A 20,250-nucleotide genomic window follows, 5' to 3' on the forward strand; every position below is an offset into this window, starting at 1 on the left:
TGTTCACAAAACATTCATGAAAATGAAAAAAACAGACCCAAAAAGCAAGGTATCAATTCATTTCCAATTGATGGCTATACTTTTCGCCCTGCTAACAGCAAGTTGCCAGATGAAACCAAATACAGAAATCAAATCTCCCTCCAGAGAGCTGGTGGCCATTATATCCACACTTGAAAACGGGCAGGCAGCATATACAATCACTTATAAAGAAAAAACAGTTATTAAGGAATCTATATTGGGTTTTGATTTGCTCGACCAGCCTTCAATAAGCGAAAGACTTAAGATTACAAAAGCGACAACCCGTTCATTTAATGAAACCTGGCAATTGCCCTGGGGGGAACAACGCTTTGTTGAAAATAATTTCAATGAGCTTACAGTCAGTTTCCAGGAAAATGATAGCCTGCAAAGGACTTTCAATCTAATCTTCAGAATGTATGACGATGGCCTGGGTTTCAGGTTTGAATTCCCGGATCAGCCCAATCTGAAAGAAGTATTTATCACCGAGGAAAATACCATTTTCAATCTCACCGGCGATCATAAATGCTGGTGGACACCAGGAGATTGGGATATCTACGAACACCTAAACAACACGACCCGTTTCAGTGAAATTGATGCACTTAGCAAACGCGATCATCCGAACCTGGCTCAAACCTATATTCCCGTAAATGCGGTGAATACACCCGTTACAATGAAAACAGATGATGGCTTGTATCTGAGCTTTCATGAAGCCGCGTTGATTGATTATGCCGGTATAACGCTTCAAATTTATCCAGAAACCTTTTCGATGCGCTCAAACCTTGTTGGATCGTGGCGCGATTATAAGGTGGCTCAGAAAACACCATTCAGCACGCCCTGGCGTATAATACAGGTAACGGAAGAAGCTGGCAAACTCATTGAGTCGAAGCTGATCCTGAATCTTAACGAACCGAATAAACTCGGTGATGTTTCGTGGATCAAACCTACGAAATATGTTGGCATCTGGTGGGAAATGCATCTCGGGAAAGCAAGCTGGGATTACGGTATTGCCCCGGATAAGAGCTTTAAACCACATGGCCGCCATGGAGCTACCACTGAAAACACCAAACGCTACATTGATTTCGCTGCGCAAAATAATATAGGAGCCGTGCTGGTGGAAGGTTGGAATACCGGTTGGGAAAATTGGATCGGAACCGCCGACCGTGAAGGTATCTTTGATTTTGTAACGCCCTACCCCGATTATGACCTTGATGAAGTAGCGCGCTATGCCAAAGAAAATGGTGTCAGGATGATCATGCATCACGAAACATCTTCAGCTGTAAGCACGTATGAGCAACAATTGGACACAGCTTATGCGCTGATGGAACATTACGGCTTTGGAATGGTAAAAACAGGTTATGTGGGAACCATCATCCCCAAAGGCGAATATCATCATAACCAGTTTATGGTGAACCATTATATGCGGGTGCTTCAAACCGCTGCCAAACATAAAGTAGCTGTAAACAGTCATGAACCGATTATGGCAACCGGCTTAAGGCGAACCTTTCCCAATGATGTTTCACGCGAAGGATTGCGGGGACAGGAATTCAACGCCTGGGCTACTGATGGTGGCAATCCGCCGAAACATCTTCCCATCGTTGCGTTCACACGAATGCTTGCCGGCCCTATTGATTATACACCCGGCATTTTCAACATCAAGCTTGAACCATATAAAAAGGACAACCAGGTTAATACCACGCTGGCCCAGCAACTGGCATTGTATGTAGTGCTATATAGCCCATTGCAGATGGCTGCAGATTTACCGGAAAATTATGAAAACCATCCGGCATTTCAGTTTATCAGGGATGTAGGTGTAGATTGGGAACAATCGCAAGTGCTCAATGGTGAAATTGGCGAATATGTTACAATTGCGCGCGAGGAAAGGGAAACAGGCAATTGGTTCCTGGGCAGCATCAGCAATGAGGAAGCGCGCAACATCACAATAAAAACTGACTTTCTGAAACCGGGGATAAAATATACCGCCACACTTTATGCTGATGGCCCGGATGCTCATTGGGATTCGAATCCTGACAGCTATGCAATAACTTCATTCGAGGCAGATAATAAATCAGAAATCGAATTAAAAATTGCACCCGGAGGTGGGGCAGCCATCAGTTTTATTATTGCCGGTGAACCCAATTAGCATTTCCTGGTAGTATAATTTCAGGCAAAAAACAGCATCATGTCTCATTTTAATAAATAATTAAATACTTTTACGCTTAAATCAATTTTTCTATGAAGCCAGGGCATTTAATCTTTATTCCGGTAATTTTGGTTGCGATCCTCATCGTTCAATGCCGCCATGAACCGGAAAACGTGCCAATTGTAGGAGATCCATGCCACCCTGATACCGTGTATTTTGAACGGGATATACTGCCACTTCTGCTTTCCTCTTGCGCTTTTGCCGGTTGTCATGATGCAGCTACTGCTTCTGATGGTGTAATTCTTGACAGTTATTCTAATGTTAAGAACACAGGAGATGTTAAACCTGGCAATCCCAATGGAAGCGACTTGTATGAAGTACTGGTTGAAGATGATGAGGAAAAAAGAATGCCAAAACCACCATATCCCCGTCTTGGGAATGACCAGATAGCTATGGTAAGAAAATGGATATTACAGGGAGCTAAGGATCTTACCTGTGATGAAGAGTGAAGTTAACCTGAATCATTAATTGTCACGCAAAATGAAAAAGTATTGTTTTTCGTATTTTCCTCTGATTTTCTTCGTGTTGATCATCATTGTATCAGGATGCTACTATGATAATGAAGAGTACCTTTATGGCGATCCCGGTACTGGAGTGGTAGGATGCGATACACTCAATGTAACCTATTCCGGAACTATAGCTCCCATACTCTCAACGCATTGTATAGGTTGCCACAATCAGAACATCCCTAATGCAGGCGTTATCCTAAACAACTATAATGGCCTGAAAACTCAGATTGATAATGGCAGGTTCTGGGGAGCCATTAACCACCAGAATGGTTTCGCCATAATGCCACCTTCGGGGATCAAACTTTCAAACTGCAACCTCCTGAAAATTCAAAAATGGATTGATGATGGAGCACTGAATAATTGATAAATGGAAATTGAATTTTGAATCTGAATCTGGAATAATCATAAAAAAAAACCAACCATGAAAACCTGGCTAAAAATCCTTATCGGTCTATTCCTGCTCGGCATCATTGCCGGAGTTTTAGGCTATGTGTTTGTTTACAACAAACCCCACCGCGATTTTGCTGCAGCAAAACCGGAGTTCAATCTTACTGCAGCAGAGCTATATGATGCGTTTATCAACGATCCTGAAGGTTCAAACGAGAAGTATAGTGGGAAAATAATACAGATTGAGGGTAACCTCGATAATTGTGAAGAATCCGGAGAATTGGTAATCCTTGTATTCACCTTTGACGATGGAGCCTTCGGGCCTGAGGGCGTGCGTTGTACCGTACTTCCGGAAGCTAACGAGAAAGCCCACAGCATTCATATTGGAGACTTTATCAAAATCAAAGGATTGTGCACCGGCTTTACCGGTGATGTGATTATGGATAAATGTTCGATTGTGGAATAACTTTTGCAAGTGTAGGTTGTTATTTAAAATGAATTAAATATCAAAACCACTTAACACAATCAATTATGAAACGCAACCACTTATTGGCAGCTATTCTGCTTTCAGGCATTTTTATTTTAGTATCTTTTAGCGCTCAGGCACAAAAATATATGACCCGCAACGGGCATATTTCCTTTTTCTCAGAAGCACCTCTCGAAAACATTGAAGCACACAACCGCCAGGTTAATACGGCCTTTGATGCCGGAACCGGTGAGCTCGTATTTAGGATTCTGATGAAATCATTTGAATTTGAAAAAGCCCTGATGGAGGAACATTTCAATGAAAATTATGTGGAATCACATAAATTCCCCAATGCAACCTTCACAGGCAAGGTTTCGAACCTCACGGAAATTGACCTCTCAAAAAGCGGGGTTTATAATGCAATTGTCGAAGGAGATCTTACGATCCATGGGGTCACAAAACAAGTTAAGGAAAACGGCACATTTGAGGTTAAGGGTGACGACCTGACCGGCAATTGTGTTTTCAACATCCGCCTCAGCGATTATAATGTAACCATACCTAAAGCGGTTGCAAGCAATATCGCCGAAAACATCGAAATCAGGGTGGATGTGGCCATGAGGAAACTCTAATCCACAAAATATGCAACACTTTAGCAAAACTGTTCTTTTTTTATTTTTCGTAGGCATCATCTTCAATGCCAGTTCGCAGGACCTGATGGATCTCTTTGGCGAAGAAGAGGAAGAAACCACCGAATATGCTTACGCAACTTTTAAAACAACCCGTGTAGTAAATGCACAGTCTGTTGAGAACCCGGCACCGGGCGTGCTGCTGTTTATTATTTCGCATCATTTTGGAAAAATAAACGATGGCGCTTATAACCTGTTTGGCCTCGACCAGGCAACCATGCGCCTTGGGTTCGAATACAGTTTTAATGATTGGTTATGCCTTGGAATAGGCCGCAGCACATTCCAGAAAACCTACGACGGTTTTGCTAAAGTGAAATTGCTCCGGCAAAGCAGCGGACTGCGCAACATGCCGGTTTCACTAACGCTGTACTCAGCTACCACCCTTACATCATTACGCTGGCAGAACAATGAAAGACCCAATTATTTCTCGTCTAGGCTGGCTTACACGCACCAATTGCTGATTGCACGAAAATTCAACAACAACTTTTCGTTTCAGCTAATGCCTGCTTTGATCCATAAAAACCTGGTTCCTACCGAAGACGACAGCAACGATATTTTTGCTGTAGGAGCCGGTGCGAGAGTAAAACTCACCAGCCGTATGACATTCAATGGAGAGTATTTCTACGTTTTGCCCAATCAGCAATCGGGGGATTTCAAAAACTCACTTTCACTCGGGTTCGACATTGAAACCGGTGGCCATGTATTCCAGCTTCACTTCACCAATTCACAACCTATGTTCGACCGCGGCTTTATTACCGAAACCACCGGCGATTGGCTGAATGGCGATATCTATTTCGGGTTCAACATAACCAGGGTTTTCACTATCAAAAAGCCGGAAGGTTTCAGGTAGAAAAACACAACGAGCATGCTTATAAGGCTTTTGTGATCTCCCACACAAAAGCCCTCACTCCTACTTCCTGGTTGATCTGGTCAAGTTTCTTCACTTTATCCAGCAGTTCATCAACTTTGTCTGCCGGGATAACTGTCAGCATAGCTGAATTCATTTCGGGCCATGTGTGGGTTCCCATTCTTGGTTCGCCCAGTTCTGAGCCACGGCCTTTTACTTCACTCCACCATGTGTAGCCCCTGATATGGAGATGGTCAAGTATAAATTCGATCCTTTCGGAATGTGCCTGGTTGAACACTATAAAAACTGCTTTCATTCTGGTAAAATTGATAATCGTAATTCCTAAATCGTAATTCGTAATTCGTAATTCGGCTTTGCCTGCTTATTCGAGGAACTGGAATTTTTTGCGAAGTTTTCTGGTCTTGTCCCTTTCCCCGGAACGCGACAATACTGCGTACATAACCGGTATCAGCACCATTGTAATTAAAGTAGAGAATACAAGTCCGCCAATGACTGTAATGCCCATAGGGCTCCATATTTCCGAACCTTCACCGGTACTGAGCGCAAGCGGCAACATTCCCAGCATGGTTGTTAGCGCTGTCATCAACACAGGGCGTAAGCGCGATTTCCCTGAAGCTATAATTGCTTCATACAGTTTCATTCCACGGTCGCGCATCAGGTTGGTAAAGTCAACTAACACAATCCCGTTTTTAACAACGATTCCTATCAGCAACACTGCCCCGAGAGCAGCAACTACACTAAGCGTTGTTCCTGTGATCAACAAGGCAAAAATTACTCCTGTGAACGCAAAAGGAATAGAGAACATGATCACGAAGGGCATTGTAAACGACTCAAACTGCGAGGCCATAACAATAAAAACCAGGATCAGACTGATGAGCATCAACAGCGCCAAATCCATAAAAGATTCCTGCTGCTCCTGGTAAGCGCCACCCACTGCAATCATCACATCCTGTGGCATTTCAACATCCTTAATTACAGCAGTAATTTCTTTTGCCAGTTCACCTAATGAGGTATTGTTCGGTTTGGCTGAAACGGTTACAATACGCTCTTTCCTCTTATGCTGAATGGCCGGAGGGCCCCAATACTCTTCTACGCTTCCAATCTCCTTTAGCTTGATCATTTTGCCCATTGGATTCCGGATCGTAAGATTTTCAAGATCGGAAATTGAGCTGCGGAATTCCTCTGAAAGCCTTATCCGGATATCGTATTCATCACCTTGTTCCTTAAAACGCGAAGCAAGCATCCCGCTGATCCTGTTTCGGATCATACCGGAAACCATGGCTGTATTCAAGCCGTTCGATGAAAGTTTTTCTCTGTCGAGCAGTATCTGTAATTCCGGTTTGTCTTTCTTTCGGCTAATTGTAACATCCGTTGCACCTTCTACCTTCATTACCCTGTCTCGAATCTCTTCGGCAATGGTATTGGTGGCATTGAAATCGTAACCATAAATTTCAACATCCACGGTGTTCGTGGTTGATCCCATTCCGGCGCCGGCAGTGTTCACACTAAAAGTTACAACTTCTGGAAATTGGGCGATCTGTTCCCTGAGACCATCAGCGATTTCCCACACACTGCGGTCTCTTTCTTCTACATGCCTGAGTCTCATCATCAGGTTAATGATGTTTGAACCGGCGGTTGAAAATAAAGAAAACATGCTACCTTCATCGTCAGAACCGGATGAAGCGGCCATCACGAGTACTTCAGGATACTGCTCCTGCACAATCTTTTCAATGCTCCGAGCTATCTTCATGGTTTCCTCAACCCTGGTCCCGGTTTGCAACTCAATGGAAGCCATAATACGCGACTCATCGGTTTCGGGCATAAAATCGGTTCCCACAAACCTGAATAAAAACAAGGAACTGATAAAGATAAGAAAGGTAAAAATGATCACGAATATTTTATGATACAATGCCCATCTGAGTATTTTCACGTAAAAGTCATCTACATTCGTAAGAAATGCTTCAATGGTGCGCTCATAGCTGAGACGGGGCAAATGTAATTTTTTCTTATGCTGCCTCAGTAATCGCGATGATAGCATTGGTGTGAGCGTGATGGCCGCAAGTGTTGAAGTTGTCACGGTAATTGTTACAATCCATCCAAGTTGTTTGAACAATACACCGGTCATTCCGCCAACCAGCGTAAGCGGGAAGAAAACGGCAACGACTACCAGCGTAGTAATAATTACCGAGAGCCAAACTTCGTTGGTGGCATAAATGGCAGCTTCGCGGGGACTGCTGCCACGTTCGATATGCCGGGTTATGTTCTCAAGTACGACAATGGCATCGTCCACTACCATACCTATTGCAATAGACAGGGAAGTAAGTGAAATAACATTCACGGAATTGCCGGTAATAAATAAATAAACGAATGCCACGATCAGCGATATAGGAATGGTAAGTACAATGATAAATGTTGCACGCCAGCGCCCGAGGAAGAAAAGCACAACGAGCACCACGAAGAGGAAAGCGAACATCAGGGTGCGAGAAAGATTACTGATTGATCCTTTGATAAAATCTGAAGTATCCATGATCAGATTGATCCTGATATCAGGAGGCAGATCTTTTTTAAGTTCTTCAAGATTTTCACGTATATCCCTGGCCACCTGTATTGTGTTCGCACCTGACTGCTTCATCACAAACATGCGAAGACCTGTTTCACCGCTTATTTTCTCATCAATTGTCCGATCCTTGAGGGTATCGTTTACCATTGCAACATCGCGCAGGTAAACGAGGTTGCCATTGTAGTTTCCAACCACCAGGTTATTCAGTTCATAGCTCTCGTTAAACTCTCCCTGTATGCGTAACTGGTAATCCATTTGCCCCATCTTGATATTTCCGGAAGGCATATTCAGGTTCTCAGCTGCAATCAAATTTCCGATTTGCTCTATGGTAAGGTGGTAAGCATCCAACCTTCGGGGATCAACCTCTACATAAACCACCCGCCTTGGGGCACCAATCATGCCCACCGAGCCCACGCCGTCAACACGGTTCAGGGGATTGATGATCTTTTCATCCAGTATCTTATCCAGGCCCGGGTAACTTTCTTTTGCTGTTACAGCAAAGAATACGATAGGCATCATATTGGTGTTGAATTTAAAAATTGCAGGTCTGTCAACACCATCGGGCATATATTGGTAAATGCGGTCAATTACATCGCGAATCTCGTTGGTAGCCTCATCGAGGTTGGCTTCCCACGAAAATTCCAGCGTGATTACGGAGAGATTGTCGCTCGAGATTGAAACTACTTCCTTTACCTTATCAACCGTATTGAAAGCATCTTCGAGCCGTTTGGTAACATTTATTTCTATGTCAGCCGCATTGGCTCCGGCGTAGGTAGTCATTACCGATATATACGGCGGATCAAGCTCGGGATACAAGTCAACCGGGATTCTTGTGAAGGCATAAATTCCCATCACAACAACAGCCGCAAATACCATCAGAGTGGTTATCGGCTTGTTAACAGCATTTTTGTAGATACTCATTGTTATTGACGATTTACGATTTTAATAGACCGCTGATGACGCAGATTTTGCAGATTTTCACGGATTTATTTGTGATGCAGTGATGCAGTGATACAGTGTTGAAGTGATACAGTGTTGCGGTGTTCATGTGTTTGAGTTATCAGCTTTGAACATTGGGCTTTGATTTTTGGGTTTTGGGCCTGGGGCTTGGGGCTTGGGGCTTGGAGCTTTACTCTGGTTTAACTACTTCCACCTTCATACCATCAAGCAGGCGGGCCTGGCCGCTCACAACTATTTGATCGCCCTGTTTAAGTACATCGCTGATTACTTCTACCTGGTCATCATATCTTTTTCCGATAGTAACAGCAACACGCTTAGCTTTCCCGCCTTCTTCAATAAACATGTATCGGTCGTTTGAACCTTGCATTTTCAGCACTGCAATCGCAGGCACCACCATCGCCTGAAACTGATCAAGATCAAGGCTCACACGGCAATACATGCCTGGTCGGAGCAAACTTTCATAATTATCAATTGCAACTTCAACATTGAATGTACGGCTGGCCGGATCAATGGTCGGATGAATACGGAAGACACGCCCTTTGAAATCCTTATCAGGATAAATATCCGTCATTACTTTGATCTCCAGGCCTGCTTTCAGCAACGGAAAAAAGCGTTCAGAAACTGAGACAATGGCTTTAAGCCGGTCAATCTGCAAAAGCGAAACAATAGCAGCTTTACCTACCATTGGGTTGGGAGCTCCTGAGAACATCTCACCAGGTTCATAATATTTACCGGAGATTACTCCACTGAATGGAGCAATAAGGCGGGTATTGTCGCGCAGGAAGGCAATATTATTTCGTGCAATATCAACCTGAGCTTGCAGCTGATCGTATTGCTGCTGCGGAATACTGCCCACTTTCTGCAAGGTGTCGAAGCGTTTAAAATCTGCCTCCAGTGTTGCTAACTGCACTTCGGCCTGGTGCAATTGGGTCCTATCCATTTGAACAAGTGCATCGCCTTTTGCAACGCGGGTGCCAACTTCAACATAAATATTTTCAATCCTGCCTGGAGTACTCGGAGCCAAATGTATCTCTTCGTAAGCTTGCAGTGTGGCGGTGTAATCAACAGTTCTGGAAATGGTTTGATAATCGAGGGTGATGGTTCTTACAGGCTCTGATTTTTCAGTGGTTTCGGCAGTTGACTGTTCCTGTTTGGCGGGAGTGCAGGAAAACGCCATTATTGCAATTGCAGTGATCGCAATAAAAAATACTCTTTTCATCTTGATATTATTTTGAGATTATTGAATGGTTCCGTAAAGTTTTTCGAGTTGCAGGCGCGAGCTGAGAACCTGCATCTTTGCTGAAATATAATCCGTTTCGGCTCTTAAATAGTTATTATCGGCAGCAATCAGGTCGAGGCCCGAAATCATGCCCTGTTCATATTTTAGCTTCAGGCTTTGGTAAATCCTTCGTGAAACCTCAACATTATTTTGCTGATTCGTGTAAGTTTCAAGTGCATTGCGAAAGTTGAAGAGCAATTGTTTCTCCTGGATCTCTAACTGATCATTTAATAACGCCATATTATTCTGAACCGTTTTAAGATCAATGATTGCCTGTTTGGTTTGCCAATGCCTCAAACCGCTCGAAAACAAAGGAATATTCATTTGCAAGCCAACCATGTTGGCAGGCGTCATATCAAAATCGGGCTTAAGCAATTTATAGGTGTAACGATAAAATGCTGACACAGTAGGCAGCGCATTGGACCTTCGCATATCAATCATTTTCTCACTGATGACTTCCTGCTGTTGCAACATTTTGAAGTCAATGTTTTGCTCTACTTTAAACTGCTGAAGCATCAGGTTTTCGAACCTGGCACCGGCAATCATTCCGTCAAGGGTTTCGGTCAGCACTATTTCAGTATCAACCGTAGCGCCGAGTTGAAGCCGTAATAAGTTATATGCAAGTTCAAGCTGGCGTTCCGATGATGTTACTGCATTCTGAAGGGTATTAACCTGAACCCAAAGCTGGTCGAGATCAGTTTTTTCGATGATGCCAACATGTTCAAGGACAGCGGTTTTTTCGTAAAGACTTTTAAGGTTCGTTAAGTTTTGATTTAGCACTTCGTTGAGCTGACCAGCCATAAGCACAAGATTGTAAGCATCAGAAACCTGCGCTATAACTTCGAGCTCGGTTTTCTGATAGCCCAGTTGGCTCAGTTCCCGGTACAGTTTCGCGGTTTGAACACCAACAATATAATTACCACTGAATACCAACTGACCTACGTTCAGGTATAAATTGCTCTGTGGCCTGATGTCAATTTCAGTAGCCGGCATGGCTTCGTTAAAACGTATGGATATTTTAGCGCCCAGGGCATTCGAATAATCCATGGATGCGTTTACCTGCGGAAGTCCGTTGGCGATGGCTTCACGCACAGCAAGTTCTGCCTTGTCAATTGTGTAATCCGAGTTGATCATTGCCTTGTTGTGTTCAAGCGCATAGCTGCGGGCATCTTCAAGACTAAGCGATAACTTTTGCTGGCCAACAAGCATGACGCTGATTGAAAGAAACAGCAGAAGCATTGTTAGGAATTTAGTTTTCATGTGTCTGCTAATTATTAATTTCTTCAAAATACTTAATCATTAATTCAAGCCCTTTAGGCGTACAGATACCCCTGAAATAGGGTAACATAATATTGCTTATCAAATCAGTGTCAGATGGATTGAGCAAGCGAATGCGATCACTGGTATGCACTATGGAAATGATCTCATGAATGAAGTTGTCAACAAGATCGGTTCTCAGATCGGTTCGGAATATGCCCTGCGCACGACCCTTTTCAAGCAAAGTAAAGGTTGCGGAAAATTTTTCAAGATCGTGTTTGGATGAATAAAATGAGGCTTGAACCAGTGGGTAATATCGTTTGATATCCTCAGTAAAAACCTTCGGATAACTCTGGCGATTCTCTTTCTGAATGCGTATGATCTGAAACATGGCCTCCACAACATTTTCCGAACTTTCAATAATTTTTAAAAAGCCTTTGTTGTTTTCGACAATAATGTGACGGATACATTCAATTACCAGTGCATCCTTATCATTGAAGAGCTCGTAAATGGTACGTTTTGAAATGCCAAGTTCTCCCGCAAGTGTGTCCATAGTAACATTTCGAACACCAAGCGAGACGAACATCTCACTGGCTTTTCCAAGTATCTTGTTTTTGGTTTCCATGTATCCGGATTTCAGGTGCAAAACTATAAAACTTTTACGGTTTAATAGTTTTCAAATAAAAAAAAAGTACTTTTCCGGTTGTGTTCAGCAGCATCATGTTTTTCTTGACTATTGTCCGGCTAAAACTTGTTTATCCACTACGTGGAAAAAAGAACTATTATAAGGTTAATCTTCAATTCTATATCCGCTACGCGGAACCCGTCTCACTTCGCAGTGGATTCGCTGTAGGCGATAAAGTATTGTAGAAAAAAGTAACCCAAATAATACAAGTACCTCGTAGAGGTTTCACAAATTAATGGATTTGATAGTTTTACGAATAATTTACCGGACAACGATGATGTTTTATCATGTGAAGCATTCAATCGTATGCTTTATCTTTGTGCATCAATCTCCGAAAATTGATGAAATCAAAATCCCGTAAAAAGCTCAGCCGCTTTGCAGAGTTCGTTAATACCATATTACCGCATGAAGCCAGGCACCTGAAACAGGTGCAACAAATGCAGGATGCCGACAACATCAACATTCTGGATAAAATCATTCATAATGCAGAAAATATAAACCAGCCAGGGGTATTCGATACCGGCATTGATAAACGCAAATACTCCAACCTTAAAACCTGGATTGGAAAAAAACTGGAAGCTGTTGACGCTGATGTTTTCTTTGCTTGGCTGAATAAGCTGGACCAAAAGATCATCCTCGATTCTCTCACCCCCGGCGATGAGGAGGAACTCATAAGAACTATCAAACGTTTCAGTTTTCCGAACTATTATTTTATCCGGTTTTATGAACTGGTTCAGAACTACCGCTATTACCTGTTAATTCGCGTTCGATACAATTACCGTAGCTTAACCGAGGCGTTTCTTGAAAAATACAGGGAACTTTACCAGCGCTCAAAGCAAACTAACCAGCAATTACACGAAGCTACTATTGATATTGTCGATCAGTATGCCACGCCCGGTAAGGAATCAAAGCAATGGGAAGAATGGCTGGTATCAGTTTTCAAGGATGAAACCCTGGATGGTTTGAACCGCTACTATGCAATCGTGAGGCTCACATTTTTATATTACAATTACCGCGAATACGACAAATTAATTAGTTTATACGAAGATCTCGACCAGATGATCATCCGTGGTGAAATCTATAGTCGCAGGATATTGGTAAATTACTATGCCAACCGGCTGATGGTCCATTCACGATACAACGAACTGGATAAGGCTGAGTATTATGGGTATTTATCAATCCGTCACAGAGGTTCCGATTATCTTCAGTATTTGAATAACCTTTGTGCAGTCTTGCTGAGGGCAAAAAAACACGAAGCAGCCCTGAAACTTATGCAAGATTCATTTACGGATTTCAGAAGTACTATCAGTCCACATAACCGCATTGGATTTGCATCATTCTATTTGCAATGCCTGAATAAAACTGGCAAGGCAAAAGATGCATATAGTTATGGAAAATCATTCCTTGACGTTAACCGTAGCGATATTCTGAACCACCGCTGGCATCTATTCTTCACTTCGCTGATGCAGACCATGTTCTTGCTAGAGAAGTACCGTGAGATGCTCACACTCGTGAGGAAATACAACCTATCAGAAAAAGAAGCAGGCTACCGTAAAAGCGCCGGATACATTCCTACCTTCATCTGGTACCATGCTTCGGCAAGGTTCATGGAATTTGAAATCAGCGAGCAACTGCTTCAGGACATTCTTTTAGATTCAGTAAAAAGTTGTGTTGACGATCCGCACAAGATGCGATTGCTTAACGATCTGGTTCATGAAATAAGCAGGCATATTTCATTCATTGACAATAACTTTATTCACAAATTTCAGCACAAATAAACAATCTAGGTCAGGGTATGATTCTTTACACTTATTCTGTTGATTAATAAGATCCTAAATAATTTAACCACTGCCATTCATTTCTCAGTCCACCACTTGTATTTATAATTCTGCCTTTCATTTCGCATGTTTCGTATTTAGCTTTGCAATAAAATTGAAACCAATGCCATTATTGATGGTCTGATTCCAACGTCAAACACGAAACCCGGACTCTTGAACTTTGAACCCCGAACTTTGAACACAAAACATCATACTCATGAAAGAAGTAGTAATAACCTCAGCAGTCCGCACCCCCATTGGAAATTTTGGTGGTGTACTTTCCTCTTTAAGCGCCGTTGAATTGGGCAAGATTGCTGCCGCTGAAGCCATCACGCGTTCGGGCATTGTGCCTGCGCAAGTAGAAGAAGTAATAGTTGGAAATATTCTCTCGGCAGGTCTTGGGCAGAATGTAGCGCGCCAGGTTGGTATTCGCGCCGGAGTGCCTGAAACGGTTCCAGCCATAACCATTAATCAGCTTTGTGGTTCAGGGCTGCGCGCTGTGTTGATGGCAGCCCAGATTATTCAGTTGGGCGAAGCCGATATTGTTCTTGCCGGAGGAACCGAAAGCATGTCGAACGCTCCCTACCTGTTGCCCAAGGCAAGGTACGGATATAAAATGGGTGATGGAACCCTGGTTGATAGCATGATCCTTGATGGTCTGACGGATATTTTCGACAACGTACACATGGGAATGACAGCAGAGAATATTGCCGAACGCTGGAGTATTTCCCGTGCCGAACAGGATGAATTTGCACTATTGAGCCAACATAAGACTGAAAAAGCACAGCAAGAGGGGCGCTTCGCAGAAGAAATTGTGAAAGTTGAAATCGCTCAACGCAAAGGCGATCCCATTGTGGTTGATACCGATGAGTTTCCCCGGCATGGTTTGACCCTGGATAAACTCGCTGCGCTAAAACCAGCTTTCAAGAAAGATGGATCGGTGACGGCTGGCAATGCATCAGGAATCAATGACGGAGCAAGTATGTTGGTTCTGATGAGCAAGGAAAAAGCCCAGGAACTTGGACTGAAGCCACTTTCGAGTATTATTGCCGGTGCTTATGTAGGTCTTGATCCTAAAATTATGGGCTATGGCCCGGTACCTGCAACACGCAAGGCGTTGAAAAAAGCAGGGATGCAGATTTCAGACATCCAACTGATTGAAGCAAACGAGGCTTTTGCAGCTCAATCGCTGGCAGTTGTAAAAGATCTTGGCCTGAACACAGATATAGTAAATGTCAATGGCGGCGCCATTGCCCTGGGTCATCCGATTGGTGCTTCAGGCGCACGTGTGCTAACAACTTTGCTTTATGAAATGAAACGCAGGGATGTGCAAAAAGGACTGGCAACGCTGTGTATCGGCGGCGGACAGGGGATTGCTATGATTGTCAAGCGAGAGGAGTAAGTTCAAAGTTCCGGGTTCAAAGTTCAAAGCTGAAGATGAGCTTTTGCAACTGACATAACTATAGTGATAACACATAAAATCTAAATATTATCGGATTATGAAAATGCTTGAAAATAGAGTTGCAATCATCACTGGTGGAGCTGATGGTATCGGGAAAGCCGCAGCAGAACGCTTTGCGAACGAAGGAGCAACAGTCATTATTTGGGATCTGAATGAGGAAAAAGGTGTGCTGCTCGCCAAGGATCTGACAAGTAAAGGACTGAAAGTTAGTTTCACAAAAGTAAATACTGCAATTTACCACGAGGTTGAAGCAGCAGGAAACGAAGCTTTCGCAAAATTTGGGAAAATTGATATCCTGATCAACAATGCAGGCATCACCCGTGATAGCACCCTGAAAAAAATGACTCCCGAATCGTGGCAGCAGGTAATTGATGTGAACCTCACTGGCGTATTCAACTGTACCAAAGTGATCTCATCATTCATGGTTGAGAAAAATTATGGGCGCATTATCAATACTTCCTCGGTTGTGGCGCTGTACGGGAACTTCGGTCAAACCAACTACGTCGCATCCAAAGCCGGTGTGATAGGAATGACAAAGACCCTCGCCAGGGAACTCGGCAGAAAAGGAATCACGGTGAATGCTGTTGCCCCCGGATTCATTGCTACCGAGATGGTAGCAAAAATGCCCGAAAACATACTTCAGATAATGAAAGACAAAACTCCTGCCGGTCGCCTCGGAAAACCGGAAGAGATTGCTGCTGCTTATCTTTTCCTCGCAGGTGATGACGCCGGATTTATAAACGGTGCAGTGCTCAGCGTTGACGGTGGCGTGGTAATTTAATATGCAAACAATGCGAAACGCCTATATCCATAGCACAGGTATGTACGTTCCCGAAAGGGTTGTTCCTAACAGCTATTTTGATGAATTGCTGGGCGAACCTGTGAGCCAATGGCTGATTGACAATGTTCAGATTTATGAACGGCGATGGTGCAATGAAAATGAGTCAACTTCCGACCTTAGCGTTCGGGCAGCACAAAGCGCCTTAGAACGCGGCAAAATAGCACCTGAAGATGTTGACTTACTAATTATTGCCACCGATACTCCCGAGTATATTTCTCCTTCAACAGCAGCAAAAGTGCAGCATTTGCTTGGCTTGAAAAATGCAGGCAGCTTTGATGTAAATACTGCTTGTGCCGGGTTTGTCACTGCACTGGATATGGGTTCGAAATACATACGGGCTGACGAAAACTACAACACTGTACTTGTGATCGGCGCCTACGCCATGAGCAAGTACCTGAACATGACTGATAAAAAAACCGTCACGCTTTTTGCAGATGGCGCCGGAGCCGTCATCCTGAAATCTACAACTGACACTCAAAGAGGTTTTCTGAGCAGCGAGTTGATTACGCATGGGGAATATGAGGGATATATGGGCATTTATGCAGGCGGTACTTATCAACCTTTAAGCGAAAAGGTGCTGACCAATAAAGATCACCTGCTAAAGTTTGTAACAAAATTCCCAAAGGAACTTAATCCGCGGATGTGGAGCATGATGATCCGGACACTTTGTGACCGGATTGGTGTTCAACCAAATGATATTGATCACTTTTTTATGACCCAGATCAACATCAACAGCATCTGGGAAACGATGGACATGCTGGAAGTTGACAGAAGCAAGGCCACCACCATCATGCATTATTATGGTTATACTGGTTCAGCCTGTATTCCCATTGCACTGCATGAAGCCGATAAACAAGGAAAAATTAAACCTGGCAACCTGCTTATGTTTATTGGATCAGGAGGAGGACTGGCGTTTGCAAGTGCGGCGTTTCGAATGTGAATTACATGAGACAAGAAACAAGAGGCAAGAAATAAGAGACAAGGGACGAAGGACGAAGGACGGAGAGACGGAGAGACGGAGAGATGGGGAGATGGAGAGACTGAGACATGAGGAGATAATCAATCAGCAACAATTGTATTACAACAGTATAACAATTGTTTGACCCAAATCAAGTAACCAGCAACAAGAAACAAGCAACTAGCAACCAGCAACAAACAATGGCCTCATCAGCTCAAATAACCGGCGCATGGATCCTTGTCATACTTTACATGACTGGTATCCTTATTCTTGTTTTCCGTGGAGCCGCAAAAACCAAAAGCATCAGCGATTACGCACTGGGCAATATCCTTTTCAGCCCGGTAGCAGTAGGTTTATCGCTGGCAGCCTCAATGACAAGCGCAGCAACATTTGTCATAAACCCGGGGTTTATTGCAAATTATGGAATTAGCGGCTTCCTTTCGTATGGGGTGTTTTTGCCGTTGGCCGCAGTTATGTCACTTATTGTGCTTACAAAGAATTTCAGGAAATACGGCCAAACCGTGAGGGCGCTCACCCTGGCTCAATGGATAGGCGATCGCTACAACAACAAAGGCTATGCTTTTTTCATGGGTTTACTCGCATTGCTGCTAATCACTTTCATTGTGCTCATTGTGGTCGCACTTTCAAAGGTAATTTCAAGCGCACTGAACGTGAATGAAATTTATGTCATGGTATTTATAGTGCTTTTTGTATTCGGCTACATGATGTTTGGCGGTGCAAATTCAATGGTTTACACAAATACTATTCAGGCAATCATTATGCTCGTAGTTGCTGTGATCCTGCTCACTTCAGGATATAAGCACTTTAGCGATGGTTTCAATGGATTTTTCCAGAAATTATTGGATATTGATCCGGCTCTTGTTAATGTTCCAAATCCTGGCAGTCCGTTGTTCCGTAATCTCTATGAAATTATTTTTGCCCAGATTGTGGTGGGAATAGCCATTGTTGTTCAGCCACATATTATCACCAAATCATTGCTGCTCAAAAAAGAAAGCGATGTGAACCGTTTCCTGGCAACGGCTGTAATTGCCGAAATGATCTTTTTCTTTGTCGTGTTTGCAGGTTTATACGCACGCCTTACTTTCCCCGATCTCACTGCAGATGGCGTTCCTCTTCCTGTGGATGGCATCATTCCGGCTTATGTGGTAAAGATTTTTGCAGGAGGCAGTTTGTCGGTCGTGATTGGAATATTTGTGGTTCTGGGTTTGATCTCGGCAGGAATGTCAACACTCGAAGGATTGGTTCAATCGGTTTCAACCACCATTACTTCTGATATTATTAAACCTATTGTTGGGAAGGATCGTCTGAACGACCGCAGCCTGGTGATTATCAACAAGGCCGCGATAGTTTTGCTGGCAGTTATAACAATTTTCCTGTCGTACCGGCAACTGATCAGCCCGAAGTTAAGTGTGGGTATTTTCGCACAAAATGGAGTTTACGCGTATTTCTCTGCAGCTTTCATTCCCGTAATTTTTGGAATTTTTGTGAAGGATGCTAAGATACAGGCTCCGCTTATTGCAAGTATCACAGCAATAATGGTCCATTTCTCCGTTTATTACATCCTGCCGGCTGGTGTAAATGCCTATGGATGGCATTTCGGAGCTTTTACACAGTTTCTTGAAGGAAGTGTCCGCAACCCTGCGATCGCATCTTCCTCGGCAATAGTTGCTTCAAGTATCGTTGGAATATTGGTTTATTTGGTTCAACGCAGTAAAAAAGATAAAGTACAAAGTCTATGATAGCCGTTTTTGATTGGTTTGAGCGCTGGGCAGATTACACTCCCGATAAAGTTGCGGCTTCAGAATACGAAACCGGCAGGGAATTTACCTATGCCCAAATTCACAACCTTTCAGGCCATATTGCTTTTTGGTTCGAAAAAGAGTTAAATTTAGGCAAGGGAGATAGAATAGCCATGCTGGCCGAGAACTGCCTTGAATATATTGCCCTGTTTGCCGTAGCACAAAAAACAGGTGTGATACTCGTGCCCCTTAATTACAGGCTTACGGAAATGGAGCTTGATCACTTGCTTTCGGACTGCGAACCCACACTTGCAATTGTTGAAGAAAAATTCATTCCTAAAGTGCAGAACAGCTCTCGTTATGGTGAGATCCGTTTAAAGGTTCGCATGGAAGATTTTTCTCAGCGATGTAATTCACTGATAGCCTCTGGCGAAACAAGTAATTATAAGAGCCGGGAACTCCATGAAAACGATCCGGTTTTTCTTATATTCACTTCCGGAACCACAGCTTTTCCGAAGGGTTCGGTTTACACCCACAAAATGCTGTTCTGGAACAGCATCAACACGCAAATGCGCCTTGATCTTACTTCATCCGACCGCTCAATAAACTGCGCACCACCGTTTCACACCGGAAGCTGGAACGTACTTGAAACGCCTTTCCTGCATCATGGAGCATATACGTTGATGATGAAGAACTTTAATGCAGATGTCGTACTTGATGCACTTGAAAAATACGAGCTTACAATCTTCTGGGCAGTGCCTACCATGCTCAAAATGATGGCCGACTCAGCTGTTTTTGAAAAAGCAGACCTTGCAAAAGTAAGGTATGTTATAGTCGGCGGAGAAGCCATGCCCATACCCCTGATTGAAAAGTGGCATCAAAAAGGAATTCTGGTCAGGCAGGGTTACGGGCTAACTGAAGTAGGCCCTAATGTAACATCGCTGAACCATCAGGATGCCATACGCAAACAAGGTTCCATTGGCAAACCCAACTTTTATTACCAGGTTAAACTGGTGGATGAACAAAATATTGAAAGTCCTCCCGGTGAAACGGGTGAGTTTGTTATTAAGGCGCCTACCGTCACACCCGGTTACTGGAACAATGAAGAAGCTACACGGAATACCATTGTGGATGGATGGTTTCACACCGGCGACCTGATGCGGTGCGATGAAGAAGGTTACTATTATGTGGTTGACCGTCTTAAGAATATGTATATCTCTGGAGGTGAAAATGTTTACCCCGCCGAAGTAGAACGAGTCCTTCTCACCCACCCTGCCGTGGAAGCGGTAATAATTACAGGCGTTCCAGATGAAAAATGGGGTGAATCGGGCAAGGCTTTTGTGGTCAGAAAAAAGGGGATAGAGGTAAGTGAAGAAATGCTGATCAACTATTGCCGCGAGCGGATGGCAAAATACAAAATCCCGAAGTACGTTGATTTTCTTGACGAATTACCGAAGAATGATGCAGGAAAGATTGACCGGAAAAAACTTAAAAATTAGGTTCACACAACATTATAAACATTTTATATTATCAAATT

Annotated in this window: 17 protein-coding genes; 12 read left to right on the top strand and 5 right to left on the bottom strand. The window is 43.4% G+C overall.

Going from position 1 to position 20,250, the window contains the following annotated elements:
• The first annotated feature begins 70 nt into the window (after positions 1–70).
• The 6 genes from IH597_12805 to IH597_12830 all read left to right on the top strand — a co-directional run bounded on the left by IH597_12805 (position 71) and on the right by IH597_12830 (position 5,116).
• Positions 71–2,158, top strand: coding sequence for a glycoside hydrolase family 97 protein (locus IH597_12805; protein MBE0663331.1), 2,088 nt, complete (start codon positions 71–73; stop codon positions 2,156–2,158).
• 92 nt (positions 2,159–2,250) lie between these two features.
• Complete coding sequence (locus IH597_12810) at positions 2,251–2,667, top strand: hypothetical protein (protein MBE0663332.1); 417 nt, start codon at positions 2,251–2,253, stop codon at positions 2,665–2,667.
• A 31-nt stretch (positions 2,668–2,698) separates the two neighbouring features.
• Complete coding sequence (locus tag IH597_12815) at positions 2,699–3,091, top strand: hypothetical protein (GenBank protein ID MBE0663333.1); 393 nt, start codon at positions 2,699–2,701, stop codon at positions 3,089–3,091.
• A 57-nt stretch (positions 3,092–3,148) separates the two neighbouring features.
• Positions 3,149–3,580 (top strand): hypothetical protein, encoded by a 432-nt coding sequence (locus IH597_12820; protein MBE0663334.1) that lies wholly within the window; start codon positions 3,149–3,151, stop codon positions 3,578–3,580.
• A 65-nt stretch (positions 3,581–3,645) separates the two neighbouring features.
• Positions 3,646–4,209, top strand: coding sequence for a YceI family protein (locus IH597_12825; GenBank protein ID MBE0663335.1), 564 nt, complete (start codon positions 3,646–3,648; stop codon positions 4,207–4,209).
• 10 nt (positions 4,210–4,219) lie between these two features.
• Positions 4,220–5,116 carry a hypothetical protein gene (locus IH597_12830; protein ID MBE0663336.1) on the top strand — a complete coding sequence of 299 codons (897 nt, stop codon included), beginning with the start codon at positions 4,220–4,222 and terminating at the stop codon, positions 5,114–5,116.
• A 19-nt stretch (positions 5,117–5,135) separates the two neighbouring features.
• Here IH597_12830 and IH597_12835 read toward each other — a convergent pair whose 3' ends face one another.
• The 5 genes from IH597_12835 to IH597_12855 all read right to left on the bottom strand — a co-directional run bounded on the left by IH597_12835 (position 5,136) and on the right by IH597_12855 (position 11,815).
• Complete coding sequence (locus IH597_12835; protein MBE0663337.1) at positions 5,136–5,429, bottom strand: hypothetical protein; 294 nt, start codon at positions 5,427–5,429, stop codon at positions 5,136–5,138.
• A 66-nt stretch (positions 5,430–5,495) separates the two neighbouring features.
• A complete protein-coding gene (locus IH597_12840; protein MBE0663338.1) occupies positions 5,496–8,615 on the bottom strand; it encodes an efflux RND transporter permease subunit in 3,120 nt (1,039 codons plus the stop codon).
• A 208-nt stretch (positions 8,616–8,823) separates the two neighbouring features.
• The gene (locus IH597_12845) at positions 8,824–9,873 is read right to left on the bottom strand and encodes an efflux RND transporter periplasmic adaptor subunit (GenBank protein ID MBE0663339.1); all 1,050 of its coding nucleotides are present in this window, start codon (positions 9,871–9,873) and stop codon (positions 8,824–8,826) included.
• Between the two features lie 18 nt (positions 9,874–9,891).
• A complete protein-coding gene (locus IH597_12850; GenBank protein ID MBE0663340.1) occupies positions 9,892–11,193 on the bottom strand; it encodes a TolC family protein in 1,302 nt (433 codons plus the stop codon).
• A 7-nt stretch (positions 11,194–11,200) separates the two neighbouring features.
• Positions 11,201–11,815 (bottom strand): TetR/AcrR family transcriptional regulator, encoded by a 615-nt coding sequence (locus IH597_12855; protein MBE0663341.1) that lies wholly within the window; start codon positions 11,813–11,815, stop codon positions 11,201–11,203.
• A 401-nt stretch (positions 11,816–12,216) separates the two neighbouring features.
• Here IH597_12855 and IH597_12860 point away from each other — a divergent pair, with 401 nt between their 5' ends.
• The 6 genes from IH597_12860 (at position 12,217) to IH597_12885 (ending at position 20,212) form a co-directional block, all read left to right on the top strand.
• Positions 12,217–13,653, top strand: a complete 1,437-nt coding sequence (locus IH597_12860; protein MBE0663342.1) for a hypothetical protein — start codon at positions 12,217–12,219, stop codon at positions 13,651–13,653.
• 256 nt (positions 13,654–13,909) lie between these two features.
• Entirely contained in the window at positions 13,910–15,094 is a 1,185-nt protein-coding gene (locus IH597_12865) for an acetyl-CoA C-acetyltransferase (GenBank protein MBE0663343.1), read from the top strand.
• 97 nt (positions 15,095–15,191) lie between these two features.
• Complete coding sequence (fabG, locus tag IH597_12870) at positions 15,192–15,935, top strand: 3-oxoacyl-ACP reductase FabG (GenBank protein MBE0663344.1); 744 nt, start codon at positions 15,192–15,194, stop codon at positions 15,933–15,935.
• A gap of 10 nt (positions 15,936–15,945) precedes the next feature.
• Positions 15,946–16,935 (top strand): ketoacyl-ACP synthase III, encoded by a 990-nt coding sequence (locus IH597_12875; GenBank protein ID MBE0663345.1) that lies wholly within the window; start codon positions 15,946–15,948, stop codon positions 16,933–16,935.
• Positions 16,936–17,153: 218 nt separating this feature from the next.
• On the top strand, positions 17,154–18,713 hold the full coding sequence (locus IH597_12880; protein MBE0663346.1) for a sodium:solute symporter: 1,560 nt from the start codon (positions 17,154–17,156) through the stop codon (positions 18,711–18,713).
• Positions 18,710–20,212: a long-chain fatty acid--CoA ligase gene (locus IH597_12885; protein ID MBE0663347.1), complete on the top strand. Its 1,503-nt coding sequence runs from the start codon at positions 18,710–18,712 to the stop codon at positions 20,210–20,212. The genes IH597_12880 and IH597_12885 overlap by 4 nt, the downstream gene beginning before the upstream one ends.
• The last annotated feature ends 38 nt before the right edge of the window (positions 20,213–20,250 follow it).

It is taken from the genome of Bacteroidales bacterium (genome assembly GCA_014860575.1).
Lineage (GTDB): Bacteria > Bacteroidota > Bacteroidia > Bacteroidales > JAAYJT01 > JAAYJT01.